The following is a 12771-nucleotide window of genomic DNA, read 5'->3' as shown; positions in this document are numbered from 1 at the left end:
GCCGGCAAGTCGAACGAGCCATGAACAGGTCCGTGCCAACCGTGTGCCACCGACCGACACACGTTCATGCATCGTTCGCGCCGCTCGCGCAAGATTGTGAGGGAAGACGCAGGGCAAGGCGAAGCGGGACATGCGTTCTCGTGAGGCTTTCCGTCTGTCGACCGGCGGGACACCTCTCGCCACCGAGGGGATAAGCCCAATCAGTCCAGTCGCAGTCGGCCTTCAAAGGGCGGTTTCATTCGTTCCGCACGGCCACCAAACCAGACCATTCGCGCCGGATAATCGTGGCCCAAATAATCGATGAAATCTGGCCAATCTGGATGGGGGCGCCTGGCTCGGGGTGTCGCATAGTCCTTCTTCCACCATCTGTTTAGCAAGGACACCGCAACGTCCGGAATGCTCTGAGTTTTCTTTTTGTTCAAAGGGACGTCCATAAAATATGCGAGCAGCCACTCTGAATAGTCTAAAGTCTGTGGCGTGCTTTTGATGTTTCGCCCTGAGGGACGGGCGGTCCCCACCTCTCCCAGCCAGATTTCGATGTCTTCGATTTTGCTGAGCGTTGTATGTTGAGGATTGACTCGTTTCTTTAAATCAGTAGATATTCCGACGTACTGCGGAGATTTGCTTCTAGAATTCCCGTTTTTGCCTAAAGCAAAGTAAAGACCTTCGGATTGGAAGTCTGAGAGCTTTAGCTTCGCCTCGGCAGCACTATATGGGCCATACCAATCTACCGCGATGACAAGGTGCTTCGCCATCTCCGCTCTCCGCTGTGCGTCTTCGTGAAGAGTTGCACGGAGCGCGACATCAAGCAAGTAGAACTGGCACAAGGTGGCCGGGCGTCCGCCGGAGGATGCGGTCTTGTCCGAACGGTAGCAGAACCCTGTTTCGTCAGCGGTGTGCCGATAGAGGGCAGGCGCTCAAGCTTCGGCGGCGACTATGCCGTTTAGACTTCAGCCTCATTTCGCACCTGATCGGGACGGTGGCTATCCCAAGACGTGCTTCAGAATTCGGCGATTTCTGCCATGTCGTCGCGCCTTGGAAGCGGAAGGTCGTCGGTTCGATCCCGACAGCCGGCACCAGACGGAGTGGCATCCTCACCGCTCCACCGCCACCGTCTCGAACTGCGCCGGCGCGGTGATCTCCAAAAGCACGAGATCCTCGGAATGCGCGATCTCGCGGTGGAGGATGCCGGGGGGCTGGTTCACGCAGGAGCCGGGCTCGAGCAGGACCTCGCCGACGCCCTCGTATTCGAAGCGCACCCAGCCCTCGAGCACGTAGACCATCTGGAAGTCGAGCACGTGGTAGTGCCAGCCGCCGGCGGGCGCGTGGCCGGGCTTGGCGCGGATCACGTGCGCCTGGATGCGCCCGTCGGTCGCCTCTCGCATCGCGAGATCGCGATATTCGAAGAAGCCGCGCAGGCCGCCCTCGAAGCGGGCGTCGCGGGCATGGGTGACGACGAAGTCGCGGGCGGGGTCGGTCGTGCGATCGCTCGACATGGCGCATCCTCCTGGCATTCGCCCTCTCGCGGGGCGTCTCGCGAGAGTGTCGCGCGCGGTGCGCCCCCGCGGCAAGCGGCGCGGGCGCGAACAGGGGATGGGGCAGGCAAGATCGGCCGCCTCCGGATCGATGCGGATGCCGCGGCGGAACACACGGTGCGATGATCCGGGCTCCCCCGATCCATCGGAGGCGAGAATGACCATCGAACGCACCATTCTGCTCGTCGTCGGCATCGTCGTCCTGGGGAGCGTGCTCCTCGCCGTCTATCAGAGCCCCGCTTGGCTCTGGGTGACGGGGATCATGGGCGCGCACCTGATCCAGGCGTCGTTCACGGGTCTGTGCCCGGTCGTGATGATCCTGCGCAAGCTGAACATGCCCTCGAAGCCGGCCTTCGGCTGAACGCGCGCTTCGGCGGCGCGGCGCTCAATGCTTCGCGCCGCGCTCCTTGGCGATCGCCTGGCGGAGCACGCGCCGCGCGGTCGAGGGGCCGAGCCGCTCGTAGGTGGCGCGGGCGTCCTCGGCCAGCACGTCGGGCATCGTGCGGCCGAGCTTGGCGGCGAGCAGCTGCTTGACGGTGCGCCAGCGGAAATCGCAGGCGCGGGAGAGGACGAGGATCGGCGCGGTCGTCGCGGCGTGGAAGGCGCGGGCGATGAACTCGATCGGCAGGCCCTGCATCACCGCGATCACGCACAAAGCCTCGGCGGTCTTGCCGTCGAGCAGCGCGCCGAGCGCGTCGAGCTCGGTCAGGCCGTTCTCGGCGGCGCGCTCCTGCACCGACGCCATCGGCTCGGCGAACTGGCCGATGAGCGTGCGCTTGTCGCCACGCACCGCGATCTCGCCGACGATGCGGTCGATCAGGGCCTCGACCACGTCCGGGTCCTCGCCGTCGCCGACGAGCGTCGCGCGGACATGGGCGCGGGCCTTGGCGACGAGGGTGGCGAAGCGGCCGGAGAAGGCGTCGCCGCGCTCGGCGACGCTGCGGGCGAGGCCGTCGTCCGTCTGCGCGCGCGCGACGAGGATCGCCGCGGCATCGGGAGAGAAGGCGGCGCCGGGATTGCCGGCGAGCACGAGCACGACCCGCCGCTCGCCGCGCTCGACGATCACGTCGGAGAGCTCCGCCGGTACCGAGCGGCGGCGCGCCATCGCGACGAGGTGCTCCTGCCCGCGCACCTGCGCGACGGAGAGGAGCGTCTCGAGATCGAGGCGCTCGCAGCGCTCGAGCACCGGGCGGGCGACCGCGATCGCGTGGTCGGACGCGAATTCGCGCACCACCTTGCGCGGCGCGTTGGGGCAATCGGCGAAGCGCTCGGCGAGCGCGACGCGGGCCTTGAAGGTGATGTCGCCGACGAGCTTCTCGAGCACCTCGTCGAAGACCGCGACGTGTTCCTCGGCGAGGCTCGGGGCGCGGGCGAGGAAGAGATCGGCGAGCCGTTCGCCCGCGCGACCGCGCTCGACCGGGTCGCGCGCGGCGAGCGCCCCCTCGAGATCGGCCATGATCGCGGGATCGACGGACATGTCGCTAGAGCCTCCAGACGTCCCGACATTAGGCGCGGATGGTTAAGGCTTTCTGACAACGAAGACAGCAACTCTTGGTTCTATTCGTCGTTACAGATAGTCTGAGCAATTCCTAGTAGGAAGTCGTCAAATGGCAGCGCTTCGATGGTTTCCGACTCGTGATCTACAATTACTGATACTGCGTTGATTCTAGGATTGGTTTCGTACAAAACAAATCTACCTACAAAATTAAAAGAGCCGAATAGGCTTATCGTTACCGCGATTTCTTCGGCGAACGGTTGAATGAGCACTAAATGCTGATGTCGCCGAGCGGTAATTTCAAATGATGGCAGCGAATTATGTGGTATTGGAGAAAACAGGTATTGTCCGTCTCCCGTCAGCACATAGTTTGCTACATCACCCCGGAGTCTCTCAGGAGCGACGGCAAACAAATGGTATATTGTATTTAGTGATATCTTTACAAGCATTCTATCTAAGTCCCTAAAGTCAGTCGAAACGGTTAAGCTAACACGAGGATTTTCTAATACTTGACTATGAGCGTCCTGAGCAGCAATCTCTTCTGAGATTGTGGAATAGCTAAGTGTGATTAGTTCAGCTGCATAGGCCTCAGCGCTTGGAAATTCTCCGACGAGTACCCTATCTCGACGCATATAGATGACGCTCGGTACAGTTTTCGCCTGAGGTTCTATTCTATCAAGCCAAGCGTATTCACTTGGGAGGCTTGACACAGTTTCTGCGCCAAAAGACTCTAGCTTCGATCTCTGATGTTTGAATCCATAAACTTGAAACAGCTTCCGCTCGTCTGCGTCTAACGCGCGGCTCGCGATAGAAAAAAGGCCGTCCGTGAATTCTCTTACTCTATAGAGTAAAGCATAAATCTCGTTGCGGTCCTTGCCATTGATTTCGTAGCTGTTCCCATCAGTCCAGATCTGAGGCAGGATCTCCGGCGTGCCCCCGCGGCCAATCTCGATCTTTAAATTTCGTCCGCTCGTTGTGTCGACGACCGAGTTCTTTGTGAACGCAAAATTCCTTTGGGGCCTCTTGCCAGTCCGCCGTGGCCTAAGTCCGAGTGAAAACATTCGGGGAATCGCAATAATTGACGATTTAAGTACTCGCGCTTCGAATCGCGAGAAGACGTCGGTATTGCATGTGGCGCAGACTTTATCGCGGATGATCCACTGCTTGTCGTTGCCCCCAAGGCCCACGGGGAAGACGTGTTCAGCTGAGAAAGGTCCGTCGCTGCCACAATAAATACAAGCCATATCTTTGCCTGCGTAAAGGCATGAACCATCTTGGCTTTAGCTCTTTCAGGATCACGTTGCAAGCTCCCGCCGACAAATCATTCAGTCGACGGGAGCGCATTCAGATCACTGATTGACCGGCGATTCGGGGTTCATCAACAGGGCCACGATGTCCTTGATCTGCTCGGGGGTGAGCACCGCGTTGACGCCGAAGCGCGGCATCATCGAGCAGGGATAGACGACGTGGGGGTTGAAGATCTTCTCGTAGGCGGCCTTGACCGCGTCGTCCGAGAAGTCCCTGAGCTTGCCGTAGCCGAGAAGGCTCGGGCCGAGCGTGCCGTAGGAGACCTCCTGCGGCGTGAGCTGGTGGCAGGCATAGCAGTTCCCGCCCGTCTCCCGCCGCGCGGGATAGTCGGTGAAGCGCATGCCGTAGCCCGATTGGGCGAGGGCCTCGCCCTTCTTCCAATCGCCCATCAGCGTGCCGTCCTCGGGATAGACGATCGAGGCGGCGGCGCGCTCGCGGATTTCCTCGAAGAGGTCGTCGGGCGGCTCGTTCGCGTGCTCGTTGCACACTCGCATGGTCTCGTCGGGCACGAGTCTGGCGGCCCATTGCTCGTCGAGATTGGGGAAGGCGTCGCGGATCACCGCGTCCTTGCGCTCGACCGAGATCTCCGGCCGGTCCTGGCCGAAGGCGGAGGTCGCGAGGACGGGCGTCGCGAGGAGCGCCGCGGCGCAGAGGGGGACGAGAAGCGTGCGCATGGTGTCACCTCCCTCAGCGCTTGATGCCGGGCGCGGCGATCGCGCCGCCTTCGGCCCGGTCGACCAGGAAGGCGATGAGCGCGACGGACGCCTCCGAGCCGAACAGCAATTGCGGCATGCGCATCTGCCAATAGCAGTCGTACATGCGGTGCTGCATCGTCATCACGTGGGTCGACGAGATCCGATAGGCCGGCCATTCGCCGACGACCGCCTGCGCCTCCTCCGGATCCGACAGATGCGGCAATTCCTGCAGGCGGATGCGCTGGCCGCTCTCCGCGTGGCAGGTGGCGCAGGAGAAGTCGAACGGCCCCGAGCGGCGGTTGAACAGGGCCTCGCCGAGCGCGACCATCTCGCGGCCGGGCTCGTCGTCGAGGCGGGGCGCGAAATCCATGCCCTCCGAGCGGTTGGCGACGAAGGTCGCGATGGCGCCGACCTCCTTCACCGGAGCGCCGCCGCCGGGATGGGGGCGCGCGAGGAAGGCGGCGGTGTCGATGCCCTGGATCGTCTCCATGCACCACAGGATGCGCGTCTCCGCATCCATCACGCGACCGGCATCCTCGAAATAGCGCGGCAGCTGCGCGAAGGCGCCGTCCACCACGCCGGGGCCGAGGCCGAGATCGCAGGTCTCGAGCGAGACGCCGTTGGGTCCGCGCGCCTCGCGCCAGAGGTCCTCGCCGCGATCGGCGTCGAGAAGGGCGGGGTTCGCCCACGGGTCCTCGCGCAGCATCTGGCGGAACCGCTCGAGGCCGCGCTGGGTCTCCTCGTCGGTCTGGGCGAAGGTCGGCGCGCCCCAGAGGGCGAGCGCCGCCGTGGCCGCCAGCGTCGCCGCCAGCGCCATGCTTGTGGTCTTCCGCAAGGCCGTTTCCTCCCGAGCCTCGTGCGATGATTTGTCGGCCGTCCTTGTGGCGAACGGTCGCAGCCATGATACATGCAAAAAATTCTATGGGAAGTCCGAAACGTGGCGAAAATCGGTTGACGGGACCCGCCGCCGCAGGCAACATCTGAAAAACTGAATGTGTCCGCCGCCAAGAGCGGGCCGTGTTTTGGGAGGAGCGCGAGGGCGCGCCGCGCGATCGACGTCGGCGCCTGTCGTTCTCCTGATGCGAAGACCGACGCTGCCCTGCCGCGCGCAGGGACGGACGCGTCGTGCCGGCTCGCGAGCCGGGCGCGCGGCGCGAGAAGGAGAGGATCGATGAGGATGTTGCTCACCCGACGCCAGGCGCTGTTCGCGGGCGTGGGCGCCGTTGCCGCCGCCGGCGCGCTGGGGCGCGTCGCCGTCTCGCCGGCGCAGGCCGCCGCCGACGATTACATGGCCGAGATCATGGCCTTCACGGAGGGCCGCGAGCCGACCATGGGCCGCGTCATGCTCGACGTGCCGGAGATCGCCGAGAACGGCAACACGGTGCCGATGACGGTTACCGTCGACAGCCCGATGACGGAGGAGGACCACGTCGTCGAGGTGCTCGTCGTCGCCGACGGCAATCCGCGCCCGGGCGTCGCCAAGTTCGCCTTCACGCCGATGTCGGGCATCGCGCTCGCCAATACCCGCATCCGCCTCGCCAACACGCAGGACGTGATCGCGGTGGCGAAGATGAGCGACGGCTCGGTCTTCATGGACCGCAAGGAGGTCAAGGTGACGATCGGCGGCTGCGGCGGCTGATTCGGACACGCTCGAGACCCCATCCGAACACGAGGATCACGCGCCATGTCGACCCCCCGTCCCCGTATCCGCCTCGACCGCTCCGAGATCTCGAAGGGCGACGTCATCGAGGTGAAGACGCTCATCTCCCACACGATGGAATCCGGCCAGCGCCGCGACGGCGACGGCAACGTCATCCCGCGCCGGATCATCAACACCTTCAAGTGCGAGTTCGAAGGGCAGGTGGTGTTCTCCTGCGACATCGAACCCGCCGTCTCGGCCAATCCCTATTTCCAGTTCCACGTGAAGCCCGACCGCTCCGGCACGCTCACCTTCACCTGGATCGACGACGACGGCACGGTGATCACCGCGCAGGAACAGATCACCGTCAACTGATCCGCCGCGCGGACGGGCGCGGCGCGGTCTCGCGCCGCCCTCTCCCGACGCGCAACGCCATCGCTTTCCGAGGCAGCCGCCGATCGGCGCGCGCGACGAGCGCGCGCACGGCTGCTCGCGCCCGCGCGCCGAAGCGGGCCTCGGCGGCACCGACGAGACCGGAACGGGCCCATGACCACGCGACGCGACTTCCTCCAGATGGCGGCGGCGACCGCGGCGATCCTGCCGATGGGCTGGTCGCGCGCCTTCGCCCGCCAGAGCCTCGGCCAGGACGACCTCCTCGCCATGAACGGCGTCGGGCGGCTCTCGATCGTCCACGTGACGGACATCCACGCCCAGCTCGTGCCGATCCATTTCCGCGAGCCCGCGATCAATCTCGGGGTCGGCGAGGTCAAGGGGCTCGTGCCGCACGTCTCCGGCCGCGCGCTCCTCGATCTCTACGGCATCGAGCCGGGATCGGCGCTCGCCCACGCGCTCGCCCACGAGGATTTCGCCGCGCTCGCCCGCGCCTACGGCCGCATGGGCGGGCTCGATCGGGTCGCGACCGTGATCGCGGCGATCCGCGCCGAGCGGGGGGACGCCAACACGCTCCTCCTCGACGGCGGCGACACCTGGCAGAATTCCTACACCTCGCTCGTCACCGGCGGCGCCGACATGGTCTCGGCCATGGCGCTCCTGCGCCCGGACGCGATGGTCGGCCATTGGGAATTCACGCTCGGCGAGGAGCGCGTCGCGGAGCTCGTCGACGAGCTCGATTTCCCCTTCCTCGCCCAGAACATCCGCGACACGGATTGGGAGGAGCCGGTCTTCGAATCGACCGCGTTCCTCGAGCGCGCCGGCGTGAAGATCGCCGTGATCGGCCAGGCCTTCCCCTACACGCCGATCGCCAATCCGCGCTGGATGATCCCCTCCTGGTCCTTCGGCATCCGCGAGGAGGCGCTCGCGCGCTCCGTCGCGGCGGCGCGCGCCGAGGGGGCGGGGCTCGTGATCCTTCTCTCCCACAACGGCTTCGACGTCGACCGCAAGCTCGCCGCGCGCGTGCCGGGCATCGACGTCGTGCTCACCGGCCACACCCACGACGCGCTGCCGGAGCCGGTGATGGTCGGTCGCACGCTCGTCATCGCGTCCGGATCGCACGGGAAATTCGTCTCGCGGCTCGATCTCGATATCTCGGGCGGGGAGGTGCGCGATTTCGGCTACAAGCTGATCCCGGTCTTCTCCGACGCGATCGCCCCCGAACCGGAAATGGCGGCGAAGATCGCCGAGATCCGCGCGCCGCACGAGGCGCTGCTCTCCGAGAAGCTCGGCGTCGCGCAGACGCTCCTCTACCGGCGCGGCAATTTCAACGGCACCTTCGACGACGTGATCTGCGAGGCGATGCTCGAGCGCCGCGAGGCCGAGATCTCGCTCTCGCCCGGCTTCCGCTGGGGCGCCTCGGTGCTGCCGGGCGATCCGATCACCGTCGAGGACGTCTACAACGTCACCGCCATGACCTATCCGAACACCTACCGGATGGGCATGACCGGCGCGCGCCTCAAGGAGGTGCTCGAGGACGTCGCCGACAACCTGTTCAACCCCGATCCCTATTACCAGCAGGGCGGCGACATGGTGCGCGTCGGCGGTCTCGCCTACGCGATCGACGTCTCCGCGCCGATGGGCCGGCGGATCTCCGACCTCACCCTCACGCGCACCGGCGAGGCGATCGAGGCCGATCGCGAATACGTCGTCGCCGGCTGGGCGAGCGTCAACGAGGGCACGGAAGGCCCGCCGATCTGGGACGTGGTGATGGATCACATCCGCGAGCACGAGACGATCGCGCCGCAGGACGCCGCCAGGGTGCGTGTCACCGGCGCCTGAGGTCGCGAGACGAGACGAGAAGAGGACTTCTTCGATGGGCAACGAGACAGACGGGCGCGGGGGCGGCGGCATCGCCTCGCGGCGCGGCTTCCTGAAGGCGGGGCTCGCCGCGGGCGGCGCGGCGCTCGCGGGCGGCGGCACGGCGCTCGCCCGCGAGATCGGCAACCCGGACAACCTGCCGCCGAACGTGCCCGATTGGTCGCGCTATCTCGGCGACGGTGTGGCGGTGCGCGCCTACGGCAAGCCTTCGCAATACGAGGGCCACGTCATCCGCCGCGACGTCGAATGGCTGACCGCCTCGCGCGAATCCTCCGTGAGCTTCACCCCGATCCACGAGCTCGACGGGCCGATCACGCCCAATGGCCTGTGCTTCGAGCGCCATCACGGCGGCATCGCCGAGATCGACCCGCGCGATTACCGGCTGATCGTCCACGGTCTCGTCGAGAAGCCGCTCGTCTTCACGCTCGAGGACCTCAAGCGCTTCCCGCGCGTGAACCACGCCTATTTCTGCGAATGCGCGGCCAATTCCGGCATGGAATGGCGCGGCGCGCAGCTCAACGGCTGCCAGTTCACGCACGGCATGATCCATTCGGTCATGTATACGGGCATCCCGCTGCGCAACATCCTCGCGGAAGCCGGCGTGAAGCCGAACGGCAAATGGCTCCTCCTCGAGGGCGCGGACGCCGCCGGCATGACGCGCTCGGTGCCGATCGAGAAGGCGCTCGACGACGTGCTCATCGCCTATCGCATGAACGGCGAGATGCTGCGCCCCGAGAACGGCTATCCGGTGCGCGCGGTCGTCCCCGGCTGGGAAGCCAACATGTGGGTCAAGTGGTTGCGCCGCATCGAGATCGGCGACCAGCCCTGGTATCACCGCGAGGAGACCTCGAAATACACCGATCTCCTCGAGGACGGCTCCGCGCGCAAGTTCACCTTCGTCATGGACGCCAAGTCCGTGATCACGAGCCCCTCGCCGCAGATGCCGCTCAATCATCCGCGCGGCTTCACGGTGATCTCGGGCCTCGCCTGGTCCGGCCGCGGCAAGATCGCCGGGGTCGACGTCTCCATCGACGGCGGCCGCAATTGGCGTCGCGCCCGGCTCGACGGGCCGGTCTGGAACAAGGCGTTGACGCGCTTCTATTTCGAGTTCGACTGGGACGGCTCGCCCCTCCTCCTGCAATCGCGCGCCATCGACGAGACCGGCTACGTGCAGCCGACCAAGGACGAGCTGCGCAAGGTGCGCGGGGTCAACTCGATCTATCACAACAACGGCATCCAGACCTGGCACGTGATGTCGAGCGGGGAGGTGGAGAATGTCGAGGTTTCCTGAGATCGCCGCGCTCGCCGGCGTCGCGCTCCTCGCCGGCTCGCTCGCCTATGCCGCAGGGCCGGGCTCGGTCTCGGGCGATGCCGGACCGGAGGTCTCCGTCGCCGCGATCGAGCTGCCGACGGGGCTCGGCCTCGGGCGCGAGGCGAAGCCCGAGGAGATCGCCGGCTGGGACATCGACATCCGCCCCGACGGGCACGGACTGCCCGTCGGCCGCGGCACGGTGCGCGACGGCGAGGACGTCTACATCGCCCAATGCGCGGTCTGCCACGGCGATTTCGGGGAGGCGGCCGGGCGCTGGCCGATGCTCGCGGGCGGCGAGGGCAGCCTCGCCTCGCACGATCCCGTCAAGACGGTCGGCTCCTATTGGCCGCATGCCTCGACCCTGATCGACTACATCAACCGCGCGATGCCCTACGGCAATGCGCAATCGCTGAGCCCGGACGAGCTCTACGCGGTGACGGCCTACGTCCTCTACCTCAACGACGTCATCCTCGACGAGGATTTCGAGCTGTCGAACGAGAACTTCACCGAGATCCGGCTCCCCAACGAGGCGAATTTCTTCCCCGACGACCGCGGCGTGTCGGAAGCGCATTTCTGGCGGGAGCCGTGCATGGAGGATTGCAAGCCCGGCGAGGCCGTCATCGCCAACCGCGCGCGCGTGCTCGACGTCACGCCGGAGGACGGGATGCGTGGCCGCATGGATTGACAGGCACAATCATAAGGCGAACAATCGCCGCAGACGAGAGGAACGCCCGTGACCCTTCGATTCCCCCGCGCCCCGTGCGCGGCGCCCTTCCGGGGCGTCGCGGCGGGGCTCTGCGCGCTCGCCCTTCTCGCGAGCGCGCCCGCCGCGCGCGCCGGCGACGTCGAGTTCGGCGCCTATCTCGCCGGCGAATGCGTCACCTGCCACCAGGCGAGCGGCGCCTTCGACGGCATTCCGCCGATCGTCGGCTGGCCGGAGGAGAGCTTCGTGCTGGTCATGGACAAGTACCGCCGGAAGGAGCGCGACAACGCCGTCATGCAGACGATCGCGAGCCGCTACGACGACGAGGAGATCGCCGCTCTGGCTGCGTATTTCGCCACGCTCGGGCCGTGACGGGCCCGCGCGAGACCGAGAGAAACCATTGGCCGGGGGGAGCCGGCCGGGAGGAGAACGCCATGGACATCTCACGCCGCACGCTTCTCAAGGCCGGCGCGCTCGTCGGCGCCGCAGCCACGCTTCCGCTCGCCCGCCCCGCGCTCGCGCAGAGCGACAGACCCCGCCTCGTCGTGATCGGCGGCGGGCCAGGCGGCGCCACGCTCGCCAAATACGTCGCGCGCGATTCGCAAGGCGCGGTCGAGGTGGTGCTCGTCGAGCCGAAGGAGCGCTTCACCACCTGCTTCCACTCGAACCTCTATCTCGGCGACGTGCGGGATTTCGCCTCGATCACGCACGGCTACGACACGCTCGAGAGCGCCTACGGCATCCGTCACGTGCGCGCCCGCGCCGAGGGCATCGACCGCGACGCCAGGAGCGTGCGCCTCTCCGACGGGACGGACGTCACCTACGATCACCTCGTGGTGGCGCCGGGCATCGACATGGTGTTCTCCTCGGTCGAGGGCTATTCGGAGGAGGCCGCCGAGCGGCTGCCGCATGCCTGGCAGGCGGGCCAGCAGACGCAGCTCCTCAAGGCGCAGCTCGACGCGCTCGAGGACGGCGCGCGGATCGTCATGATCGCCCCGCCCAACCCCTATCGCTGCCCGCCCGGCCCCTACGAGCGCGTGTCCATGATGGCGCACGTGCTGAAGGCCAAGGGCCACACCGCCTCGCGCATCCTGATCTTCGACCCCAAGCCGAGCTTCTCGAAGCAGGCGCTCTTCATCGAGGGCTGGGAGCGGCATTATCCGGGCATGGTCGAGTGGCAGGACCCGGACATGCATTCGGGCATCCACGGGGTCGACGCCGCGACGATGACGGTGGAGACCGGCTTCGGCGAATACCAGGCCGACATGATCAACGTCATCCCCGCCCAGGTCGCCGGGCGGATCGCGCGGGATGCGGGGCTCGCCAACGAGACGGGCTTCTGCCCGATCGACGCCGCCACCATGGCCTCGACCATGGACCCGGCGATCACGGTCCTCGGCGATGCGACCATCGCCGGCGACATGCCGAAATCAGGCTTTTCGGCGAACAGCCAGGCCAAGGTCGCCGCAAACGCGATCCGCGCCGCGCTCACCGGCTCGCGCGCCTTCCCCGCCCGCTACGCCAATACCTGCTGGAGCCTGATCGCGACGGACGACGCCGTGAAGGTCGGCGGGCGCTACGAGCCCAAGGACGGCAAGATCACGGCCACCGAGACCTTCGTCTCCCAGACGGGAGAGGACGCGGATCTGCGCCGCCAGACGCAAGCCGAGAACATGGGCTGGTACGCCGGCATCGTCGCCGACGTCTGGGGGTGATTCGGTGCGCGGGTGAGGGTCGAGACGTGATGCGCGCCGATTCGGCTGCCGCCGCCGCTCTCCTTCCCCTCAGGGGAAGGTGGCCCGGCGGCGCAGCC

Annotated in this window: 14 protein-coding genes; 8 read left to right on the top strand and 6 right to left on the bottom strand. The window is 66.3% G+C overall.

All coding sequences use genetic code 11. From position 1 onward, the window contains the following. Positions 1–200 precede the first annotated feature (200 nt). Both ACK4UM_RS15650 and ACK4UM_RS15645 read right to left on the bottom strand, forming a co-directional pair. The gene (locus ACK4UM_RS15650; protein WP_409800839.1) at positions 201–755 is read right to left on the bottom strand and encodes a hypothetical protein; all 555 of its coding nucleotides are present in this window, start codon (positions 753–755) and stop codon (positions 201–203) included. A gap of 339 nt (positions 756–1094) precedes the next feature. Next, positions 1095–1496 carry a cupin domain-containing protein gene (locus ACK4UM_RS15645; RefSeq protein ID WP_409800837.1) on the bottom strand — a complete coding sequence of 134 codons (402 nt, stop codon included), beginning with the start codon at positions 1494–1496 and terminating at the stop codon, positions 1095–1097. Between the two features lie 196 nt (positions 1497–1692). On the opposite strand from ACK4UM_RS15645, the gene ACK4UM_RS15640 reads away from it, so the two are divergent. Then, positions 1693–1896 (top strand): DUF2892 domain-containing protein, encoded by a 204-nt coding sequence (locus ACK4UM_RS15640; RefSeq protein WP_409800835.1) that lies wholly within the window; start codon positions 1693–1695, stop codon positions 1894–1896. 24 nt (positions 1897–1920) lie between these two features. Here ACK4UM_RS15640 and ACK4UM_RS15635 read toward each other — a convergent pair whose 3' ends face one another. The 4 genes from ACK4UM_RS15635 to soxA all read right to left on the bottom strand — a co-directional run bounded on the left by ACK4UM_RS15635 (position 1921) and on the right by soxA (position 5868). Then, positions 1921–3012, bottom strand: a complete 1092-nt coding sequence (locus tag ACK4UM_RS15635; RefSeq protein WP_409800833.1) for a DUF2336 domain-containing protein — start codon at positions 3010–3012, stop codon at positions 1921–1923. Positions 3013–3092: 80 nt separating this feature from the next. Beyond that, positions 3093–4274, bottom strand: a complete 1182-nt coding sequence (locus ACK4UM_RS15630) for a hypothetical protein (protein ID WP_409800831.1) — start codon at positions 4272–4274, stop codon at positions 3093–3095. A gap of 105 nt (positions 4275–4379) precedes the next feature. Then, positions 4380–5012 (bottom strand): sulfur oxidation c-type cytochrome SoxX, encoded by a 633-nt coding sequence (gene soxX, locus ACK4UM_RS15625; protein ID WP_409800829.1) that lies wholly within the window; start codon positions 5010–5012, stop codon positions 4380–4382. 13 nt (positions 5013–5025) lie between these two features. Continuing rightward, entirely contained in the window at positions 5026–5868 is an 843-nt protein-coding gene (gene soxA / locus ACK4UM_RS15620; protein ID WP_409800827.1) for a sulfur oxidation c-type cytochrome SoxA, read from the bottom strand. 342 nt (positions 5869–6210) lie between these two features. On the opposite strand from soxA, the gene soxY reads away from it, so the two are divergent. From soxY to ACK4UM_RS15585, 7 genes are all read left to right on the top strand, one after another. After that, positions 6211–6672: a thiosulfate oxidation carrier protein SoxY gene (gene soxY, locus ACK4UM_RS15615; RefSeq protein WP_409800901.1), complete on the top strand. Its 462-nt coding sequence runs from the start codon at positions 6211–6213 to the stop codon at positions 6670–6672. Between the two features lie 45 nt (positions 6673–6717). After that, the gene (gene soxZ / locus ACK4UM_RS15610) at positions 6718–7047 is read left to right on the top strand and encodes a thiosulfate oxidation carrier complex protein SoxZ (protein ID WP_409800825.1); all 330 of its coding nucleotides are present in this window, start codon (positions 6718–6720) and stop codon (positions 7045–7047) included. A gap of 171 nt (positions 7048–7218) precedes the next feature. Next, the gene (soxB, locus tag ACK4UM_RS15605) at positions 7219–8904 is read left to right on the top strand and encodes a thiosulfohydrolase SoxB (RefSeq protein WP_409800823.1); all 1686 of its coding nucleotides are present in this window, start codon (positions 7219–7221) and stop codon (positions 8902–8904) included. Between the two features lie 34 nt (positions 8905–8938). Then, entirely contained in the window at positions 8939–10234 is a 1296-nt protein-coding gene (gene soxC, locus ACK4UM_RS15600) for a sulfite dehydrogenase (protein ID WP_409800821.1), read from the top strand. Beyond that, the gene (locus ACK4UM_RS15595; RefSeq protein ID WP_409800820.1) at positions 10218–10940 is read left to right on the top strand and encodes a c-type cytochrome; all 723 of its coding nucleotides are present in this window, start codon (positions 10218–10220) and stop codon (positions 10938–10940) included. Before soxC ends, ACK4UM_RS15595 begins: the two co-directional genes overlap by 17 nt. A 48-nt stretch (positions 10941–10988) precedes the next feature. After that, on the top strand, positions 10989–11330 hold the full coding sequence (locus tag ACK4UM_RS15590) for a c-type cytochrome (protein WP_409800818.1): 342 nt from the start codon (positions 10989–10991) through the stop codon (positions 11328–11330). 62 nt (positions 11331–11392) lie between these two features. After that, positions 11393–12673, top strand: coding sequence for an FCSD flavin-binding domain-containing protein (locus ACK4UM_RS15585; protein ID WP_409800816.1), 1281 nt, complete (start codon positions 11393–11395; stop codon positions 12671–12673). Positions 12674–12771 lie beyond the last annotated feature (98 nt).

Origin of the sequence: Salinarimonas sp. (assembly GCF_046292825.1) — a bacterium.
Classification (GTDB): domain Bacteria; phylum Pseudomonadota; class Alphaproteobacteria; order Rhizobiales; family Beijerinckiaceae; genus Salinarimonas.
The sequence above is the reverse complement of the archived record's forward strand: the minus strand, read 5'-3'. Positions and strand labels throughout refer to the sequence as shown.

What these genes read in the sequence shown, in the direction of transcription:
- ACK4UM_RS15650 (WP_409800839.1), bottom strand. Translation starts at nt 755, where the DNA reads ATGGCGAAGCACCTTGTCATCGCGGTAGATTGGTATGGCCCATATAGT.
- ACK4UM_RS15645 (WP_409800837.1), bottom strand. Translation starts at nt 1,496, where the DNA reads ATGTCGAGCGATCGCACGACCGACCCCGCCCGCGACTTCGTCGTCACC.
- ACK4UM_RS15640 (WP_409800835.1), top strand. Translation starts at nt 1,693, where the DNA reads ATGACCATCGAACGCACCATTCTGCTCGTCGTCGGCATCGTCGTCCTG.
- ACK4UM_RS15635 (WP_409800833.1), bottom strand. Translation starts at nt 3,012, where the DNA reads ATGTCCGTCGATCCCGCGATCATGGCCGATCTCGAGGGGGCGCTCGCC.
- ACK4UM_RS15630 (WP_409800831.1), bottom strand. Translation starts at nt 4,274, where the DNA reads ATGGCTTGTATTTATTGTGGCAGCGACGGACCTTTCTCAGCTGAACAC.
- soxX (WP_409800829.1), bottom strand. Translation starts at nt 5,012, where the DNA reads ATGCGCACGCTTCTCGTCCCCCTCTGCGCCGCGGCGCTCCTCGCGACG.
- soxY (WP_409800901.1), top strand. Translation starts at nt 6,211, where the DNA reads ATGTTGCTCACCCGACGCCAGGCGCTGTTCGCGGGCGTGGGCGCCGTT.
- soxZ (WP_409800825.1), top strand. Translation starts at nt 6,718, where the DNA reads ATGTCGACCCCCCGTCCCCGTATCCGCCTCGACCGCTCCGAGATCTCG.
- soxB (WP_409800823.1), top strand. Translation starts at nt 7,219, where the DNA reads ATGACCACGCGACGCGACTTCCTCCAGATGGCGGCGGCGACCGCGGCG.
- soxC (WP_409800821.1), top strand. Translation starts at nt 8,939, where the DNA reads ATGGGCAACGAGACAGACGGGCGCGGGGGCGGCGGCATCGCCTCGCGG.
- ACK4UM_RS15595 (WP_409800820.1), top strand. Translation starts at nt 10,218, where the DNA reads ATGTCGAGGTTTCCTGAGATCGCCGCGCTCGCCGGCGTCGCGCTCCTC.
- ACK4UM_RS15585 (WP_409800816.1), top strand. Translation starts at nt 11,393, where the DNA reads ATGGACATCTCACGCCGCACGCTTCTCAAGGCCGGCGCGCTCGTCGGC.